General features: G+C 70.6%; 11 protein-coding genes and 1 pseudogene. 3 read left to right on the forward strand and 9 right to left on the reverse strand.

Translation table 11 applies throughout. The features are described from left to right. The 7 genes and pseudogenes from GWK61_RS57110 to GWK61_RS31795 form a co-directional block, all read right to left on the reverse strand. Positions 1 to 253 (reverse strand): hypothetical protein (locus GWK61_RS57110; protein ID WP_228563259.1); only part of this gene is annotated, 253 nt, incomplete at its 3' end. 670 nt (positions 254 to 923) lie between these two features. Next, on the reverse strand, positions 924 to 2,432 hold the full coding sequence (gene hflX, locus GWK61_RS31770) for a GTPase HflX (protein ID WP_194915383.1): 1,509 nt from the start codon (positions 2,430 to 2,432) through the stop codon (positions 924 to 926). Positions 2,433 to 2,996: 564 nt separating this feature from the next. Further along, a pseudogene (locus tag GWK61_RS31775) lies at positions 2,997 to 3,287 on the reverse strand (helix-turn-helix domain-containing protein); the annotation flags it as partial. A gap of 974 nt (positions 3,288 to 4,261) precedes the next feature. Continuing rightward, complete coding sequence (locus GWK61_RS31780) at positions 4,262 to 7,234, reverse strand: AfsR/SARP family transcriptional regulator (RefSeq protein ID WP_194915384.1); 2,973 nt, start codon at positions 7,232 to 7,234, stop codon at positions 4,262 to 4,264. Between the two features lie 224 nt (positions 7,235 to 7,458). Further along, positions 7,459 to 10,776, reverse strand: a complete 3,318-nt coding sequence (locus tag GWK61_RS31785; protein WP_194915385.1) for a S41 family peptidase — start codon at positions 10,774 to 10,776, stop codon at positions 7,459 to 7,461. Then, positions 10,776 to 14,060 (reverse strand): S41 family peptidase, encoded by a 3,285-nt coding sequence (locus GWK61_RS59925; RefSeq protein ID WP_194915386.1) that lies wholly within the window; start codon positions 14,058 to 14,060, stop codon positions 10,776 to 10,778. The genes GWK61_RS31785 and GWK61_RS59925 overlap by 1 nt, the downstream gene beginning before the upstream one ends. Positions 14,061 to 14,286: 226 nt before the next feature. After that, positions 14,287 to 14,631: a hypothetical protein gene (locus GWK61_RS31795; RefSeq protein WP_194915387.1), complete on the reverse strand. Its 345-nt coding sequence runs from the start codon at positions 14,629 to 14,631 to the stop codon at positions 14,287 to 14,289. A gap of 250 nt (positions 14,632 to 14,881) precedes the next feature. On the opposite strand from GWK61_RS31795, the gene GWK61_RS31800 reads away from it, so the two are divergent. Together GWK61_RS31800 and GWK61_RS31805 are read left to right on the forward strand one after the other, a co-directional pair. Continuing rightward, a complete protein-coding gene (locus tag GWK61_RS31800) occupies positions 14,882 to 15,313 on the forward strand; it encodes a type II toxin-antitoxin system RelE/ParE family toxin (protein WP_228563261.1) in 432 nt (143 codons plus the stop codon). Beyond that, positions 15,310 to 15,672 carry a helix-turn-helix domain-containing protein gene (locus tag GWK61_RS31805; RefSeq protein WP_194915388.1) on the forward strand — a complete coding sequence of 121 codons (363 nt, stop codon included), beginning with the start codon at positions 15,310 to 15,312 and terminating at the stop codon, positions 15,670 to 15,672. The genes GWK61_RS31800 and GWK61_RS31805 overlap by 4 nt, the downstream gene beginning before the upstream one ends. Positions 15,673 to 15,732: 60 nt before the next feature. Here the strand turns inward: GWK61_RS31805 and GWK61_RS31810 are convergent, their stop codons facing one another. Next, positions 15,733 to 17,247: a CoA-acylating methylmalonate-semialdehyde dehydrogenase gene (locus GWK61_RS31810; RefSeq protein ID WP_194915389.1), complete on the reverse strand. Its 1,515-nt coding sequence runs from the start codon at positions 17,245 to 17,247 to the stop codon at positions 15,733 to 15,735. A 198-nt stretch (positions 17,248 to 17,445) separates the two neighbouring features. Between GWK61_RS31810 and GWK61_RS31815 the strand changes: the two genes are divergently transcribed. Next, entirely contained in the window at positions 17,446 to 17,853 is a 408-nt protein-coding gene (locus tag GWK61_RS31815; protein ID WP_194915390.1) for an SgcJ/EcaC family oxidoreductase, read from the forward strand. 68 nt (positions 17,854 to 17,921) lie between these two features. Here the strand turns inward: GWK61_RS31815 and GWK61_RS31820 are convergent, their stop codons facing one another. Then, positions 17,922 to 19,301, reverse strand: coding sequence for an NAD(P)/FAD-dependent oxidoreductase (locus GWK61_RS31820; protein ID WP_194915391.1), 1,380 nt, complete (start codon positions 19,299 to 19,301; stop codon positions 17,922 to 17,924). Between the last annotated feature and the right edge of the window lie 10 nt (positions 19,302 to 19,311).

Genomic DNA, 19,311 nt, shown 5'->3' on the forward strand with positions numbered 1-19,311 from the left:
CTCCCCTTCCCCCACCCGATCCCGCTGCTGCCCCCGCTACATCGACGACCGTCCCCTGCGAGCGCGTCAGGTACCAGCCGCCGGCGGCTGCGCCGGCGATGGCTAGTAGTGCCACCGCTGTGGCTGCTGGGAGGCTGAGGGCCCAGCGGCCGTGGAGGGTTGACGGGATGCGGTGCTCGATGGACTGGGCCGCCCGGCGCCACCAGGGGCGGTTTGCGTGGTGCCGGGCGGCCAGCGCCTCGGAGAGAGGCATGGGGCCCTGTGCGGCAGGCGACCAATACCGCGGTGGGTCCCCCTGGAGCGACGCCAGTCGGTCGCGCGCCGATGGCTGCGGGCTGCGGGGTTGGGCGCTGCCGTTCGGTGCGGTTCCCGGTGTGGTTCGTTCCATGTCTGCGACGGTAGATCTTCGCAAAGTGCGCATACCAGTCGCGGGTTGGAGGCTGTGGATAACTCGCCGTGCGGGTGGGCACGGGTCACCCTTTCGGCCTAGCTGTCAGCGGGATCACAGCACAGATTCAGGCGGGGAAGACGGGAGCAGGCAAAAGGCGGCCGTCTCTCGGGGAGAGAGACGGCCGCCTGTCGAGCAAGCCAAGCTGAGGGATGTGGGCCGCGGCGAAGCGAAGTTCAGCCAAGCCGAGCGAAACCAAGTCGGGCGAAGCCAGGCCGAGTGAAGCCAAGTCAAGCGAAGCTGGATCGCCCCGAGCCACACCGGGATGGCCGAATTGGAGCAGAGTCGGAGCGAGCCGAGCCGAGCTGAGCTGAGCGAAACAAGGTCCGAGCGGATCCGAGGGGAGTTGCGCCGGGCCGAACTTAGGCAAAGCCAGCCGGAGCCGGGCCGAGCGAACTCGCGCGGTCCGAACTCCGGCTAGCAGAACTCACACAAGCCGAACCCGAGCAGCCCGGCGTCAACCCAAACCCAACCCCTAAACCGCCCCCACCGTCCGGAAAGGCTCCAGCTGGGCCGCCAGATCCTGATGGATCAGCGCCCGTACCAGCGTCCCGTGGTCCGTGTGCTCCTCCTTCAGCATCTCGCCCTCCGCGTGGATCCGGGCGACCAGGTCGCCGCGGTCGTAGGGCACCAGCGCCTCCAGTTCCACGCCCGGGCGCGGGAGGTCGCGCTCGATCGCCGTCAGGAGGTTGTCGATGCCTTCGCCGGTGCGGGCGGAGACCACGATGCTGTGGGGTTCGCGGCGCAGGAGGCGGGACAGGACTTCGGGGTCGGCGAGGTCGGCCTTGTTGAAGACCAGGAGTTCCTTCACGTCGCCGGCGCCCATGTCGGCGAAGACGGCGCGGACTGCGGAGATCTGGCCTTCGGGGTCCTCGTCGCTGGCGTCCACCACGTGCAGGACCAGGTCGCTTTCGCCGACCTCCTCCAGCGTTGAGCGGAAGGCCTCCACCAGCTGGTGCGGCAGGTGCCTGACGAAGCCCACTGTGTCCGACAGCGTGTAGGTGCGGCCGGTGGCGGTCTCCGTGCGGCGGACGGTCGGGTCCAGGGTGGCGAACAGGGCGTTCTCCACCAGGACGCCGGCTCCGGTGAGGCGGTTGAGGATGGAGGACTTGCCGGCGTTGGTGTAGCCGGCGAGGACCACCGAGGGGACGGAGCCTCGGCGCCTTTCGGCGCGCTTGGTCTGGCGTCCCTTGCTCATGTCGCCGATTTCGCGGCGGAGCTTGGCCATGCGCTCGCGGATGCGGCGGCGGTCGGTCTCGATCTTGGTCTCACCGGGGCCGCGGGTGGCCAGGCCGCCGCGGCCGCCACCCATCTGGCGGGACAGGGACTGGCCCCAGCCTCGGAGCCTGGGGAGCATGTACTGCATCTGCGCCAGCGCGACCTGTGCCTTGCCCTCTCGGGACTTGGCGTGCTGGGCGAAGATGTCCAGGATCAGGGCCGTGCGGTCGATGACCTTGACCTTGACCACGTCTTCCAGGTGGATCAGCTGGCCGGGGCTCAGCTCTCCGTCGCAGATCACGGTGTCGGCGCCGGTGGCGACCACGATGTCGCGCAGTTCGGCGGCCTTGCCGCTGCCGATGTAGGTCGCCGGGTCCGGCTTGTCACGGCGCTGGACGACGCCCTCGAGCACCTCCGAGCCGGCCGTCTCGGCCAGCGCGGCCAGTTCGCGCAGCGACATCTCGGCGTCCGCGGCGCTGCCGTCGGTCCACACGCCCACCAGCACCACGCGCTCCAGGCGCAGCTGCCGGTACTCGACTTCGGTGACGTCCTCGAGCTCGGTGGACAGTCCGGCCACGCGGCGCAGCGAAGCGCGCTCTTCCAGGTCGAACTGCTCGCCGTCGTGCCGGGATTCGGCCCACCGGTTGCGGTAGAGCGGGGCCGGCGCGTCGAAGGCGTCCTCGGTGTCCCACTCGGCTTCCGGCGTGTCGTGGTCGTTCAGTGCATAGACCTCGTCGCGGGCAGCGTCCTTGTGGGATTCCGTCATGTGATTCCTCTTCATCTGTGGTTCATCAGTGTTGACATGAGCGGCGTGGGAACGCCGCGAGGCGGGGAGAATCGCTCTCCCCGCCTCGATGGTGACACGTGCTCGCCGATCACCGACACCAGATTTCCATCCGGCACAGCATCACCGGCCGGTCGGTGAGGGCAGCCGAGGCGTGCCGAACGTGTAGGGGTTCTCCGGGCCGGGCAGCGGCGAGCCGGGGACGTAGGGCAGCGCACCCATCGGGGGCTGCGGTCCCAGGGCCGGGCCGAGGCCGGAGGCGGTCATGCCGGACGTCCCGAGCGCCGCCTGGGGTACCGCGCCGGACTTCGGCGCCACCCGGGGCGACCCGGAGGACGGTCGGGTGTTGCCGGGCCGGTTGGCGGCGGTCCGGGAGTTGATCACCGCGGTCGGGATCTTGGCGGTCGGCAGCGTACGGGCCCCGCGCGGGGCGCCGGCGCCCACGCCGACCACGACGCCGGAGCGCTGGCCGTTGCCGGTCGAGCTCTGGCCTGCGGTGTCGGCCTGGCCACTGCGGGCCGGGGGCATCGCGACCCGTTGCGGTGCGCGGCGGTCAGCCGGGACCAGGTTGCCCAGCTCCGCGGCCTCGATCTCGGCGGCCAGCTCGGCCGCGGCGAGTTCGGTGGACAGTTCGAGCAGCACGTCGGAGAGCTTGACCTCCAACGCGTCGCAGATGGCGGACAACAATTCGCTCGACGGCTCTTTCTGGCCCCGCTCCACCTCGGAGAGGTAGCCGGGGGACACCCGCGCCGTCGCGGCGAGCTGACGGAGCGTCCGTCCGCTGCGCTGCCTCCGGCCGCGCAGCACGTCGCCGAGTAGGCGGCGAACCAAGATCATCTCGGCTTCCCCTCCCTCATCGTTTCCGCTGGCCTGCTGGTTTATCTGTGAGAATCATGAGCCTGTGGAGCCACCGTACCCCGGCTGTTGCCGGATTACTCTCCTGCTTTGCTTGTTGTTATTCCCCGTTCAATGGTTCTCAACGGTTAGGACGGGGTTTCCATTCCAAGAAGTTGCAGTCCCGTTGTGAACCCGCCGTGAACCGGCCGCCACGAGGAGGGCAACCACCTGACTGCCACCGTATCCCGAGCCGCCAACAAGCGTCGGGTGATGGCCGCCCATCGGACAAAATCGAACACCCGTTCAGAGTACCGGGAGTGAGCGGCCGGGGGCGGATCGGTGATCTCGGTGCATCAGACGTCACAACCGCCTCACGCACATCGCTATTCCAGGTCGACGGTATCGGAACACCCCGGAACGCACCGCAACAGCGTTTGAGCCAAGGTGCCCCTAACGGCGGCACGGCGGCACCGTGGCGAACGACAGCGTGCCGAACGACGGCATGGCGGGAGACGGTTGGAAGACGGCTGGAAGACGGCGCAGCGCGGCTGATCCAGCAGCCCCGGTCACACTCGACCGGGCAGTTGCACGCTGCGGAGCCCTTCGGGCAGCCTTCGCCATGAGTCTCACTGATCTCACAAGCCTCAGACAAGCCTCAGACGAAAGCCGGACGCCGCAGCGGTGGGGCACCTGCTCACTGCCGGATCAGCCGTGGATTGCGCATTCCCGCGAAGATCCGAGAATTCCCGAACCTAGCGGGGCGCCGCCGCGAGCCACCCGCGCACCCGGTGCGCGGGCTGGACCGTCGCGCGGAACACGTCCGCGTCCCGGCCGTCCTCGTGCGGAGCGGCCACAGCGGAAGGCCCCGCGGGACCGCCGTGCGACCGATGCGAACCCGAAGCCGAAGCCTCCTGCGCACGCGACACCGTATCCCTCATCACCTTGTCATCCTCCCGTGCGCTCCAACCGTTTCCTTAGCGCGACGTTCGAACGGGCGCCGAGGTTGCCTCGGGGTCGGCGAGCATGCCCCTGATACGGCCCGCCTCCGGGGCGCCGATGACCACGAACATGGCCAGCGCCTCCTCCCGGCAGCCCCGGGCCCGCTCCGGCTGGCCGGCGACGTCCAGCACGTCCGCCAGCACCGCCAGGGCGGTCGCGTGCTGCCAGGTGTCGGCCGTCCCGCGCAGCACACTCACCGCACGCTCCGCGTGTTCCAGGGCCCCGCTGGGCTCGCCGAGCCCCAACAGCGCCCGCGCGCTGGAGGCGTGCGCGGCGCCCTCCATCGACGGATGGACTTCGGAGAAGTACTGGGCCGCCTCTGCGAAGTACGTCAGAGACTCCCTATAGGCCAGCGTCTGCAGGTAGATGGACCCGGTCTGGAAGAGCGCGTACCCGGTCGGGACGTCGTCCCCCAGAGCGCGACACAGGGCGAGCCCCGCCATAGTGCTCTCCAGAGCCTTCTCTGTCCGACCCAGAACAAGCAGAGAGCGCGCCATGTTCTGCCGCGCGGCAGCCTCCGACGCCACATCCCCGAACTCCCGGCTGACGCTCACCGCGCGCTCGTACAGCGCGATCGCCTCCCCGTCCCGTCCGAGGTCCGCATAGGTCATGGCGAGCAGGTTGACCGCATCGGCCTGCGTCTCGTCGCCACCCACAGCCTCGGCGGCACGGTGCGACCGCTCCGCCTCCTCTGCGGCAGCCTCTATCTGATACGTCGCATAGAGGACCCGCGCCAGAGAGTGCCGTACGCGCGCCTCACTCCGCACGTCCCCACTCTCCACAGCAGCCGCAGCAGCATTACGCGCCGCAGCAGAGAGCTCATCCGCATAGCGTTCGATACCAGGCAGCGAAACCAGGTGGTCGAGCAGTTCCACCGCGAGCGTCAAAGGCGCCACCCCGGCTTCGCACGCCGACCGGGTCAGAACCCGCCGATTGAACACCGCGTCCACGGAGCTGCCCTCGTCCGCGATCCAGCGCACCCCGGCCTCTACAGAGTCGAACTCTCTACCGGAGGACCGCGTAGGAGAAAGGCCGAGTTCTTCCACCGGGATACGTCGCAGCCGCCGCATCGAGGCGAGGTAGAAGTCGAGCAGGCTCACGAAGCCGAAGTCTGGGTCGCCGCCCTCGGCCTCGTACTGTTCGCGCGCATAGAGGCGCAACAGGTCGTGGTACCGGTAGCGGCCCGGAGAGGAGGACTCCAGCATCGCGGCGTCCACCAGAGACTCCAGCACTTCCTCGGTATCAGCCTCGTCCTGCCCGAGCAATGCGGCGGCCGCGGCGGCCGAGACGTCGGCGCTGTCCAGCGACGACAGCCGCCGGAAGACGTCCGCCTGCGCCGGCGACAACTGGTGATAGCCGAGCTCGAACGCCGCGCGCACCGCAAGGTCGCCCACCGACAGCTCGGCCAGCCGGCGCCGCTCGTCGGACAGCCGGGCCGCCAACGACCCGATACGCCACCGGGGACGCGACGCGAGCCGAGCGGCCGCGATACGCACCGCCAGAGGCAGATAGCCGCACAGCGACACCACGTCTATCGCCGCTTCGTGCTCCACGCCGAGCCGTTCCTCGCCGACGATCCGCGTGAACATGTTCATCGCCTCGCCGGGGTCCAGCACGTCGAGGTCCGCGAACGTGGCCCCGGCCAGCCCGGTCAGCTTCGGGCGGCTCGTGACGACCACCGCGCACCCCGGAGCCCCGGGAAGCAGAGGACGCACCTGCGCGGCGTCCCTGGCGTTGTCCAGCACGATCAGGACCCGACGGCCGGCCAGCGCCGAGCGGTACGCCGCAGCGCGCTCCTCCAGCCCCTGAGCCGTCTCCCCCTCCGATATCCCCAGACCGCGCAGGAACGCGGCGAGCACCGGCGCGGGGTCGGCAGGTACCGGATCGCCTCCGCGCAGGTCCACATAGAGCTGTCCGTCCGGGAAGTCCTCCCGCACCAAGTGCGCCAGATGGATCGCGAGCGCCGTCTTGCCGACCCCGCCCAACCCCGACAGCGCACACACCGCGACCGACTGCCCGACCGTGGAGGCGATCCGCGCGGCGAGCACGCGGGTCAGGTTCTCGCGTCCGGTGAAGTCGGCCGTGTCAGCGGGAAGCTGCGCGGGGACCTTCGGCGGCTTCTCCAGAGCGACACCAGAAGGCGCTTCTGCCGCTCTAGGGGCTATTTCGGCACTGTCCGCAGTATGGCGCGACAGAGAGGGATCAGCGCGCAGAATCCTCTGGTGCAGCTCGCCGAGTTCGGCGCCCGGGTCGACTCCCAACTCCTTGCGCAGCAGCCGTCGGGTGTCCGCATAGACGCCCAGCGCCTCGGCCTGCCTACCGGTCTGGTAGAGCGCCAGCATGAGCTGCGCACGCAGTCCCTCGCGCAGAGGGTGCTCAGCTGTGAGAACCGTCAGTTCGGAGACGGCGTCCCCGACCCGGCCCAACGCCAAGTCCAAGGCGATGCGGCTCTCCTGAGCCGCCGTACGCCGCTCCAGAAGGGTCGCGCGCAGAGACTCCGCATAGGGGCCCGGTATCCCGGCCAACGGAGTACCCCGCCACAGCGCCAACGCACTGGCGAGTTCTCCCCGCGCACCGGCCACGTCGCCGGACATCCGGCGCTGCTCCGCGCTGGCGACATGGTCTTCGAACGTGAACAGGTCCACGTCCGAACGCTCTGCGCGCAACGCATAGCCGCCGGCTATAGACGCAATGGCCTCCGCGCCGAAGACCTTACGGAGTCGGAACGCATAAGTGCGCACCGTCCCCAGGGCACCCTCCGGAGGCTCGTCACCCCACAGTCCCTCGATGAGTTCGTCGGCTGTCGCCACCCGACCGGCCCGGGACGCGAGCAGCGCAAGCACCGCCTGCTGCTGCGGGGACCCTACTTTGAGCTCTTCGGCTGGTTCTCCCGCGACGCCCACTCGCAGCGCGCGGACCGGTCCGAGCAGCCCGAACTGCACCACCACTGACCAATCCCACCTCATGAACGTGGCCCCCGTGGCCGTGTCTTGCCGAGTCCCGCGACAGTGTCGTGCCGCAGGCGAAGTGAGGTCCGCCGGTGGACTAGACCGCTCGGAACCACCGGCCCACCATAGCGCGGGCATCCGACATACGGGACGGGATAGCCACGGTTGTCACGAACGTTGTGACGAACACGGTGGCGGCCGACAGTCGGCCGCCACCGTGCCGGTCACATCCAGGGCCGCTCCGGGGGCCGGGCCGCGGGATGCTCCGCGAGTTCGTCCAACGCCAGGTCGACGGCCGCGTCGAGCTGCGGATCCCGGCCCGCGTTGGCGTCCGCGGGAGTGAATTCGACCTCGACAGTCGGGTCGCAGCCGTGGTTCTCCAGGCCGTAGCCGACGGAGTCGAACCAGTTCATGTACTTGGGCTGCATCACCGCGGTGCCGTCCAGCAGCCGGAAGCGGGCGTCGATCCCGACCACGCCGCCCCACGTCCGCATCCCCACAATGGGGACACCCCGGTCCTTCAGGTACTGATTGATGATGTCTCCATCGGAAGCGGAGTACTCGTCGCAGACCGACACCAGCGGCCCGCGCACCGCCGCCGGCGGATACGTGCGGGGCACCTTGCCGCGCACCAGCTTCCACCCGGCGACCCGCCGCAACAGCTGCTCGGCCACCAACGGCGAGGTGTTGCCGCCGCGGTTGTCGCGGGTGTCGACGACCAAGCCCTCGCACGCGGTCTGGGTGGCCAGGTCGCGGTGGAACTCCGCCCAACCGCGCGACCCCTGGTCGGGCAGGTGGACGTAGCCCAGGCGCCCGCCTGAGCGCTCCCGCACATAAGCCCGCCGCTCGGCGACCCAGGCCTGATAACGCAGAAGCCGTTCATCGTCGAGCGGCACGATGACGACGCGACGCGGCCGCGGCGAAGCGTCACCCTCGGCTCCCCCGTCCCGCACCAACACCACCTCCGTCGGCTTCCCGGCCTTCCCTGCCAGCAGCGGCCCCGGCCCGACGCCGGAATCCACCGGCCGACCGTCGACCGCCGCCACCACGTCGCCGACCCGCGCGCCGACCCCGGGCGCCTCGAACGGCGACCGCGCCTGCGGTACCGAGGCATCACCGGGCAGGATCCGCGTGATCCGCCAGCGTCCCTCCGGGTCGCGTTCCAAGTCCGCACCGAGCCGTCCCTGACAGCGCGCGGGATCGACGGCGTAACCGGTCTCGCGCACATAGGCATGGGACGTTCCAAGCTCCCCCTGGACCTCCCAGAGCAGGTCCACCAGGTCGTCGTGGGTAGCCAGCGCCTCGGCCAGCGGCGCGTACCGCTCCCAGACCCCCGGCCAGTCCACGCCGCCGAGGTCGTCCCGCCAGAAGAAGTCGCGCTGCAACAGCCACGCCTCCCGCAGGCTCTGCCGCCGCTCGGCCACCGGGTCCACGGTCACCCGGATCCGCTCCAGGTCCAGCGGCTCCCGGTCGCCGTTGTCCGGACGCGCGTCGGAGGGCTGCGACCGCAGCACCCCGCCGTCGCGGACCAGCACCCGGCAGCCGTCGCCGCTGACCTCGAACGAGTGCGCCTCGTCGGTGAGCGTCAGCACGTCCCGCTTGCCGAAGTCGTAGCGCCGCAGCCGGGGCTTGTCCGCCTCGTTCGACGGATCCGACATGCTGTCGCCGAGCGCGCCGTGCTTGAAGCTCTCCAGCCACAGCACGCCGCCCTTGGCCGCGCGCAGCCGCGAGTAGTCCCCGGTCGGGACCGGGAAGGGCACGACCCGGCCCGCGATGCCCTCGACATCCACCCGCGTGCGTGTCTCGTCGGAGCTGCCGGAGTCATCCTCATCGCCATCAGCACCCGGCTTCACCTCCTCCCCGATCAGCCGCCCCCGAAGCGAAGGCGCGAAGGGCGAAGGCTCCTCGGCGGACAACGGCACAAGGTACGGCCGGGCCCCGGGTACGAAGAAGAGGTCGAACACCTCGTCCGCGTAGTAGGGGTCGTAGGTGCGGTTGGACAGGAAGGCCAGATGCTTGCCGTCATGCGTGAACGCCGGGCTCCAGTCGAGAAACCGGCCGTCGGTGACGTCGACCGGGGTCAGAGTCGCCACGTCCGCCAGCCGGATCTTGCGCGGGCCGTCGGCCTGCGTCCCCTCGGCCCAGGCCAGCCACCGCGAATCCGGGGAGAACGCGGGGTCCTCGGCGAGAGTACCCCAGGCGTGGTGCGGCCCGCTGGCCACGACGCGCGCCGTGCCGCTCCCGACGTCGACCACCAGCAGCCGGTTGTCCTCGGTCGAGACGGCCAGGTGCGCGCCGTCCGGCGAGGCCGACAAGCCCGCGACCCGCGTGACCTCGCCGGTCAGGATCCTGCGGACCACAGCCTCGCGGACCATAACAGCGCGATCCACAACCTCGTGGACCACAACCTCGCGATCCACAACCTCGCTGTCCGCGACCTCGTGCTCGGCGTCGACCGGCCCGATCTCGATCGACCACTCCCCGCCGGCGTCGGTCACCCACGCGGCGGACCCGGTCTCCCCGAGCACCACCGGCAGCCGCGCCCGAACCCCCTGCGCCACCGCGAGCGCCCGCGCCGGGCCGTCCTTGGCCGCGAGCCAGTGGATGGTGCCGCGCACGGTGACCGCCACGGCGCGGCCGGTCCGGTCCGCCGCGAACCCGCCGAGGTTCTTCGACGCCGCGACCGGATACTCCGTCCGGCCTATTCGGGTTCCGGCCAGCCGCACCTCCAGCGGCCGCGCCTCCCCCTCCAACTCCTCCAGCAGCCACAACCGACCGCCCCGCATGAACACCACGCGCACGCCGTCGGTTCCGGCGTGCCGAGCGAAGAACCCGGACGGCTCGTCGGTGTGCTGACGGAGATCGGACCCGTCCGGCCGGCACGAGTAGAGCTCTGAGACTCCCCCGGCGTCCGACAGGAACGCGGCCCGGTCCCCCACCCACATCGGCGCGTCGATGTTGCCCTCGTGCTCGCGCAGGATCCGGCGGAAGTCCCCGGAGCCGTCCGCGTCGACCCACAGCTTGCCCGCGCGGCCGCCCCGATAGCGCTTCCACCACGAGGCGTCGTGCGCGATCCCGCGCCGCGTCATGACCGCGCCGCCGGGACCGTGCAACGCAAGTCCCTGCAGCGTCCCGTAGGGCAGCGGCACCGGGACGCCGCCGCCGAAGGGGACGGCGTGCGCCCGCACGTCCCCGCGCAGCGGCAGCCGGCCCCCGGCCACCACCACCTCGTCGGCCGACGCCCAGCCGAGCACGTCGGTCCGGTCGTCGGCCCAGTACGTCAGCCGCGTCGCCGCGCCGCCGTCGACCGGGGCCACGTACGCCTCCGGCGCCCCGTCGCGCTGCCGCGCCCACGCCACCCGCACGCCGTCCGGGGACAGCCGGGGGCTGCGCGCCGGCTGCCAGTCCGACGTGAACCGCGCGGCCCGCACCGGGCCGCCCGCACCGGCGGGCAGCTCGGCGAGCCAGACGTCGTCCTCCGCGACGAACGTCAGCAGGTCCCCCGAAAGGTGCGGGAACCGCAGATACGAGGTCTGCGACATCAGTGCTCGTACACTCCCGGCACCGGCGAAGGAGCGGCCGGCGGCTCCTTCGCCAGCGCGTCCAGGGCGATCTCGATCGCCTTGTCCAGCTGCGGGTCGAGCCCGGCGACGAAGTCCTGCGGCCGGAAGGCGACCGGGACGGTCGGCTCGCAGCCGTGGTTCTCCAGGCCGTACAGCCCGACCGAGTCGAAGGCCAGCGCGTAGCGCGGCTGCGTCACGAACGTGCCGTCCACCAGGTAGTAGCAGTCGTCCATGCCGATGACGCCGCCCCAGGTGCGGGCCCCGACCACGGTCACGCCGTTGTCCTTGAACGCCTGGTTGATGATGTCGCCGTCGCTGCCGGCCTCCTCGTCGCAGACCGAGACCAGCGGCCCGATCGGCGCGTACGGCGGATAGGTGTCGGGCAGCTCGCCGCGGGCGAACTCCCAGCCGATCGGCTTGCGCAGCAGCCGCTCCACCACCAGCGAGGAGGTGATGCCGCCGCGGTTGCCCCGGGTGTCGACGACCAGGCCGTCCTTGACGATCTGCGCCGGCAGGTCGCGGTGGAACTCGGCCCAGCCCGGTTCGGCCTGGTCGGGCAGGTGCACGTAGCCCAGGCGGCCCTCGGACTTCTCCAGCACGTAGGCGCGCCGGTCGGCGACCCAGGCCCGGTAGCGCAGCGCCACCTCTTCGGCGATCGGCACCACGACCACGGCGCGCCGGGTCCCGGCCGTGTTCTCCAGCGTCAGCTCGGTCGGCTGGCCGGCCTTGCCCGCCAGCAGCGCGGCCGGACCGATGCGTTCCGGGACCGCGACGCCGTCCACGGCGGTGATCGCGTCACCGGCCCGGGCCGCCACGCCCGGCGCGGCCAGCGGCGAGCGGGCCGCCGGCACCGAGTTGTCGCCCGGCAGGATCCTGACGATCCGCCAGCGGCCGTCCTCGTCCGGGGCGAGGTCGGCGCCGAGCAGACCCTGCTGCCGGGCCTCGTCGCGGGACGTCTTCGGGGCGTCGACGTAGGCGTGCGAGGTGCGCAGCTCGCCCTGGAGCTCCCACAGCAGGTCCACGAAGTCGTCGTCCGTCGAAGTGGCCGGGACCAGCGGCAGATAGCGGGTGCGAGCCGCCTCCCAGTCGATGCCGTCCATGGCCGGCTTGATGTAGTTCTCGACCTGCAGGCGCCAGGCCTCGGTGAAGGCCTGGACGCGCTCGGCCTCGGGGACGACCTGCAGCCGGATCCGGGACAGGTCCACGGTTTCCGGCTTCGCGTCGTCGCCGGCCTTGTCCGCCGGACGCGCCGACAGCGCGCCGTGGTCGGCGACGACCAGGCGCGCGCCGTCGCCGGAGACCGCGTAGCCGTCCAGCTCCTCGACCAGCGTCTGCTCCTCGCGCTTGCCGAAGTCGAAGCGCATCAGGGCCGGCCGGGACTCGTCCTTGCCGGAGCCGGCCAGCTGGGTGCCCAGGGCCCCGGTGAGCGGCTTGGCCAGCCAGGTGACGCCGCCCTTCACCGCCGCGAGGTCGGCGTAGGTGCCGGAGGCGACCGGGAACGGGACGGCGCGGGTGGTGATGCCGAAGGCGTCGATCACCGTGGCCGGGATCTCAGAGTCCTTCTTCGTCCCGTCCGCGCTGTCGTTGCCGCTGTTGCCGCTCTTGCCGCTGTCATCGCCGTCGTCGTCGGATTCCACGGGACGCCCGCCGAGCTCGGGGTCGAACGGCGAGGGCTCGGTCTCGGCCAGCGGCACCAGGTAGGGCCGCGTCGAGGGGAGGAACGAGTAGTCGAAGTACATGTCCTCCTCGTAGGAGTCGAACGTGCGCGCCGACAGGAACGCCAGGTGCTTGCCGTCGGCGGTGAACACCGGGTTCCAATCCCGGAACCGCGGCTCGGTGATGTCGATGGTCTCCAGGCTCGCGACGTCGGCGACCCGGATCTGCCAGGCGTCCGGCACGTCCGAGCGCTGGCTCCACGCCACCCACTTCGAGTCCGGCGAGAACGTCGGTTCGGTGACGAAGTTCATGCCCCAGCGCGGCATGGCCCGGAACTTGCCCTCGCCGTCGATGACCACGCGCAGCGTGCCGGCCTCGACGTCGACGAGGAGCAGCTTGTTGTCGCGGGTGGCGGCGGCCAGGTGCTTGCCGTCCGGGGAGGCCGCGAGTTCGTTGACATACCCGAACTCGCCGGTCAGGATCCGGCGGCGCTGCGAGCCGTCGGCGGCCGCGATCTCGATCGAGTACTCGCCGCCGGCGTCGATGACCCACGCGGCCTGGCCGGTCTGGCCGAGCACGACGGGCAGCCGGCTGCGCGTGCCCTCCTCGACGCTGAGGCCGCGCGCCGGGCCGTCCTTGTGGGTCAGCCAGTGCACCGTGCCGCGGACCTCGACGGCGCTGGCGCGGCCGGTGTGGTCCGGGCTGACGGCGCCGAGGTGCTTCGCGGCGTCGATCGGGCGCGGGGTGCCGGCGCGGCGCGCGCCGGGGAGGCGGATGTCCAGCGGGCGCGGATCGTCTTCGAGGTCTTCCATGACCCAGAGCCGGCCGGCGCGCTGGAAGACGATGCGGACGCCGTCGGTGGCGGCGTGGCGCAGGTAGTAGCCGCCCTCGCCGGTGGTGTGGCGGCGCAGGTCGGTGCCGTCGGGCAGGGCGGAGTAGAGCTCTGCGACGTCGTCCTCGTGGTCGGAGTGGAAGACCACGCGGCCGTCGAACCACATCGGGTCGCCGAGGTTGCCCTCGACGTCGGCCAGGAACCGCTCGAACTCGCCGGCGCCCTCGCGGTCGATCCACAGCTGGCCGGTGGCGCCGCCGCGGTAGCCCTTCCACAGGTAGGAGTTGCCGGCGTAGAACCGGCTCAGGACCGCGGGGCTGCCTTCCGCGCCGGGCTCGGCGAGGGCCAGACCCTTCAGGTTGCCGAAGGGGAGCCGGGTCGGGTGGCCGCCCTCGAAGGGCACGGTGTGGGCGAAGTTGTAGAAGCGGTGGCCGTGGCCGCCCCAGCCGCGCACGATCACCTCGTCCTGCGACGCCCAGCCGATCGCCTCGGTGCGGGGATGGCCCCAGTAGGTCAGCCGATGGCCCGCCGGGCCCTCGACCTGCTGCGCGAACACCTCGACGACGCCCTCGCGCGTGGATGTCCACGCCAGGCGCGAACCGTCCGGCGACAGCAACGGCCTTCTGACCGGAACGCGGTCGGAGGTGACCCGCGAGGCGCGGGCCGAAGCGGCGAAGCCTGGCAAGTCGGTGACCCACACGTCGTCATCGGCGACGAAGGTCAGAGTCGATCCGGACAGATGCGGGTAACGGAGGTACGTCGTCGTCTGCGTCACCTGTCGAACGTAGGGCAAAGGGTTCCGACTCTGCCACTGATAAGGGACGATGGACCGGCAGGGGGAGTTTTGAGTTCACACACCTTGACGGCCGGGTACTCGGCGGTCCCGGGGCCCGCCGCCAGTGTGGTTCGCGCTTCGAACGCGACAGCAGCGGCCCCGGCCGGTCGCCGGAGCCGCTGCTGTCAGCAGAACCCTCGCTCAGAATTCTGAGGCGAGGCCGCCGCTAGTCCAGGCCGTAGTGGCAGTTGTGGTGCCAGAAGCCGTGCCAGCCGCCGTCCCAGCCGCCGTCCCAACCCCCCTGCCAGCCGATGACGCTGACCACCACACCGTCGCCGTTCCCGACCACGTCGTGGTCGCCCACGACGTTGCCGGCGCCCTGCGTCACGTTGCCGCCGGTCCCCTGCACGACGTTCCCGGTCCCCACCCCGCTGTTGCCGGAGGTGGAACCCGAGGTGGTGCCGATGTTGGTACCGCTGGAGTTGACGTCGGCGCTGGCGGCCGAGGCGCCGGCGAGGATGAGAGCGGCGACCGTCGCGGTCGTCGCCAGGGTCTTGGTCACAAAAGACATGCAGTCCTCCGTGTTGTTGTGAAGCCCCCCATCAGGGCCCGCACTGTGAGTCTCACACCACAGAGGCTGCTATATGCGGATCATCACACTGAAACCACCGAAACCGGTCGTCGTCGGACACGAAGGACGTGCGGGGACTGGATTGTCCCGGGTTCGGGCACACGGATTGTTCGAGAGCTGATACTTTCCTGCGGGTTCACGTGCGGGACGGGGAGTCGAGGCCCCAGGTTCCGACACAGCGTGGTCGCGGATGATGCTGTCGCTCGTTCAGGCGAAATCGGGTTTGTGGCCACTGCCGTCGATCAATCACGTCCATACCATCGCTGTTATGGCATGGGGTAGAGTGGAGCTGGAACCGGAGGTCGACGAGTGGTACCACAAGCTCGACCCGCAACGGCAAGCGCAGGCGTTCTTCCACTTCGAGCTGCTCGAAGCGCGCGGCACATCTCTCGGGATGCCGTATGCCCGTCCGCTCGACGGGAAGTTCTGGGAGCTGCGCTTCCATTGTGGAGATGTACAACAGCGGGTCGCTTATTGGATCGCCGCTGATCGACGCGTCATCTTGCTCACCGTGTTCCGTAAGACACGGAGCAATGAGGCCGCCGAAGTCCTCCGGGCCAAGCGGGCCATAATCCGGTGCCAGACCGAGAATCACACGGCCGACGAGGAGGAAGTCGCGTGACGAGTCGTAGAACGCTCTCCGATCTTCGCCAAGAGAACGCTGCCAACCCAGAGTTCCAAGCCGCCTACGCCGAGGCCCGGCTCCGCTTCGATCTCGGAGAAGCAGCCCGGGCACGCCGCGAAGAACTCGGCTGGAGCCAGACGCGGCTCGCAGAACGCGCCGGCATGCGCCAGCCCGCGATCGCTCGGTTCGAAGCCGGCGGGACCACTCCCACGCTGCCCGTGCTGGAACGCATCGCGGCCGCACTGGGCCTGCGCCTCTCGGTCGAGCTGAAGGCGGTCCCCGAGGCCGCGACCGTCAAGGTCCACCAGCCGGCTCGGCCCCAGAAGGGCTCCGCGGATCAAGCCGCGACCGGCTGAGCCACACCACAAAGCGTCGGCCCCCGCACGCACCACCCGCGCGGAAGCCGACGCCCCACCTCACGCGTTCGTCGGGAACCCGAGGTTCACGCCGCCGTGGCTCGGGTCCAGCCAGCGCTGGGTGACGGCCTTCGTGCGGGTGAAGAAGTGCACGCCGTGCGGGCCGTAGGCGTGCGTGTCGCCGAACAGGGAGGCCTTCCAGCCGCCGAAGGAGTGGTACGCCACCGGGACCGGGATGGGGACGTTCACGCCGACCATGCCGACCTCGACCTGGTCGCGGAAGCGGGCCGCGGCGCCGCCGTCGTTGGTGAACACCGCCACGCCGTTGCCGTAGGGGTTGCTGTTCACCAGGGCCAGGGCCTCGTCGTAGGAGGGGGCTCGGACCACGGACAGGACCGGGCCGAAGATCTCGTCGGTGTAGATGCTCATCGATGCTGTGACCTTGTCGAACAGGGTGGGGCCGAGCCAGAAGCCGTTGCCGGTGTCGATGCCGGCCTCGGCGCCGCCGATGGTGTGCCCGCGGCCGTCCACGACCAGGTCGGCGCCGGCGGTGACGCCCGCGTCGAGGTAGGAGGTGACCTTGTCGCGGTGGGCGCCGGTGACCAGGGGGCCCATCTCGCTGTCCGGGAGGCAGCCGGGGCCGACCTTCAGCTTCGCCATGCGCTCGGTGATCTTGGCGACCAGCTCGTCGCCGATCGGGTCCACCGCGACCAGGACCGACACCGCCATGCAGCGCTCGCCGGCGGCGCCGAAGCCGGCCGACACCGCGGCGTCGGCGGCCAGGTCCAGGTCCGCATCCGGGAGCACCACCATGTGGTTCTTGGCGCCGCCGAGGGCCTGCACGCGCTTGCCGTAGCGGGTGCCGTTCTCGTAGACGTAGCGGGCGATCGGCGTGGAGCCGACGAAGGACACCGCGTGGATGTCGGGGTGCTCCAGCAGCCGGTCCACGGCCACCTTGTCGCCGTGCACGACGTTGAACACGCCGTCCGGCAGCCCCGCGCGCCGCCACAGCTCCGCCAGGAACACCGACGCCGACGGGTCCTTCTCCGACGGCTTGAGCACCACCGTGTTCCCGGCCGCGATCGCGATCGGGAAGAACCACATCGGCACCATCGCCGGGAAGTTGAACGGCGAGATGACCGCCACCGGCCCCAGCGGCTGGTGCAGCGAGTACACCTCGACGCCGGTCGAGGCGGAGTCGGTGAACGCGCCCTTGAGGATGCTCCCGATCCCGCAGGCGAACTCCACGACCTCCAGCCCGCGCGCCACCTCGCCGAGCGCGTCGGAGTGCACCTTGCCGTGCTCGGCGACGATCAGCGCGGCGAGCTCGTCCTGGTGCCGGTTCAGCAGCTCCCGGAACGCGAACAGCACCGTCGTCCGCTTGGCCACCGACGCCGCCCGCCACGCCGGGAACGCCGCCGCGGCCGCCGCCACCGCGTCGTCGACCTCCTTCACCGCGGCGAAGTCCACCGATCCGGTGACGGCGCCGGTCGCCGGGTCGTGCAGGTCGCCGTGGCGCGCGGCGACGCCGTCCCACGCGCGGCCGTCGATCCAGTGGGTGACGTGCTTGGTCATGGCGTTCCTTAAAGGGTGCTTGGGATGAATTCCGACGCTGCTGATGAGTCTGCGACCGGCGGCCGGGTCCGACAACGCCCAGGCTGTCAGGGGATCCGGCGAAAAGGCTGACAGCCTGACGGATCCGCACCCGCGCGATGAGTTCGGGCGACGCCGCCGGTATGTACCTGCGACCGACTCACCACCAAGGAGAATCCGATGTCAGACAATCGCGAAGCGGACACGGCGGCGATCCAGGCGGTCCTGACCGCCTCCTACAAGGCCTGGGACGCCGGCGACGCGGCCGCCATGGTCGCCGACTACACCGAGGACGCCACCGCCGTCATGACCGGCTCGCTCCGCGGCAGCCGCGAGGTGATCCGCGAGAACATGGCCCTGGCCTTCCAGGGCCCGCTCAAGGACACCTCGACCTACAACAAGCAACTGAGCCTCCGCTTCCTCGGGCAGGACGCCGCGATCGTGGTCAGCGAGTCCGGCATCCTGTTCGGCGGCCAGACCGAGGTCCCGGACGCCGGCAAGGTGAACGCGACCTGGGTCTTCGAGAAGCGCGACGGCCGCTGGCTGATCGCGGCGTACCACAACAGCCCGGTGTTCGCGGCCGCCTAGCGAACCGTTGAGCTGCTGAAACCTCTGAACCGCTGCGTGGCGCCCCGGCTCCCCGGGGCGCCACGCTCTCAGGAGTCGAACCCCATCCCGAACCGGTCCAACGTCCGCAGCCACAGGTTCCGCCGGCCGCCGTTCTGGTCGGCATGCCCCAGAGCATTGCTGGTCACCGTGATCCCGAACCACTTCAACGGCTCCGGCGGGAACGGCACCGGCTTGCTCCGCACCATCTTCAACGAGGTCCGCTCGGTCTCCGTACCCGACAGCAGGTCGAGCATCACGTCCGCCCCGAACCGCGTGGCCCCGACCCCGAGCCCGGTGTACCCGACCGCATACGCGACCGCGCCGCCATGAGCCGTGCCGAAGAACGCGCAGAACCGCGAGCAGGTGTCGATGACGCCGCCCCACTTGTTCGTGAACTTCAGCCCCTCCAGCTGCGGGAACGTCTCGAAGAAATGCCCCGCCAGCTTGTCGAAGGTCTCCGGCCGCTGGTCCAGCCGCGAGGAGATCTTCGAGCCGAAGTGGTAGACCGCGTCGTAGCCGCCCCACAGGATCCGGTTGTCCGCGGACAGCCGGTAGTAGTGGAAGTGGTTCGCCGAGTCGCCGATGCCCTGCCGGTTCTCCCAGCCGATCGCCGCCATCTGCGCCGCCGACAGCGGCTCGGTCATCAGCGCGTAGTCGTAGACCGGGACGATGAACGACCGCACCCGCCGCAGCAGGCTCGGGAAGGCGTTCGTCGCCAGCGCCACCTTCGGCGCCAGCACCTGGCCGTGGTCGGTCGCGACGCGCATCAGCAGGTCGTCGCGCTCCAGCACGGAGACCGGCGACTTCTCGTGGATCCGCACCCCGAGCCGCAGGCACGCGTCCCGCAGCCCGAACGCCAGCCGTGCCGGGTCGACCATCGCGCAGCCGGTCTTGTCCCACAGCCCGGCGTGGTACGTCGGCGAGGCCACCTGCGCCCGCACCGCTTCGCGGTCGAGGAACACGACGTCCTCCGACGTCTCCGCAGAAGCCAGCTCCTCCGCCTGCCATTCGGCGGTCGCGACGGCCAGCTCCCCGGAACGCCGGAAATCGCACTCGATGCCGTACCGCTCCAGCGTCGCCTCGATCTCGTCGAGGTTCTCGTGCCCGAGCCGCTCCAAGGTGTCCATCTCGTCGGGCCACCGGGACTCGCCGTTGTCATAGCCGTGGGTCAGCGACGACGAGCAGAACCCGCCGTTGCGCCCGGAGGCGGCCCAGCCGATCCGGTTCGCCTCCAGCAGCACCACGTCCCGTTCGGGATCACGCTCCTTCGCGCGCAGTGCCGTCCACAGCCCCGAGTAGCCGCCACCGACGACGACGAGATCGGCGACCGTCCGGCCGGCCAACGCCTCCAGGGCTCCGGGGCGGTCGTGCGTGTCGAGCCAGTAGGGAGTGGGGGACGCGTCGGCCAGCAGATGGTCGTACTTCATGGTGCAGCGG

The organism is Catenulispora rubra (assembly GCF_015356825.1).
GTDB lineage: Bacteria > Actinomycetota > Actinomycetes > Streptomycetales > Catenulisporaceae > Catenulispora > Catenulispora rubra.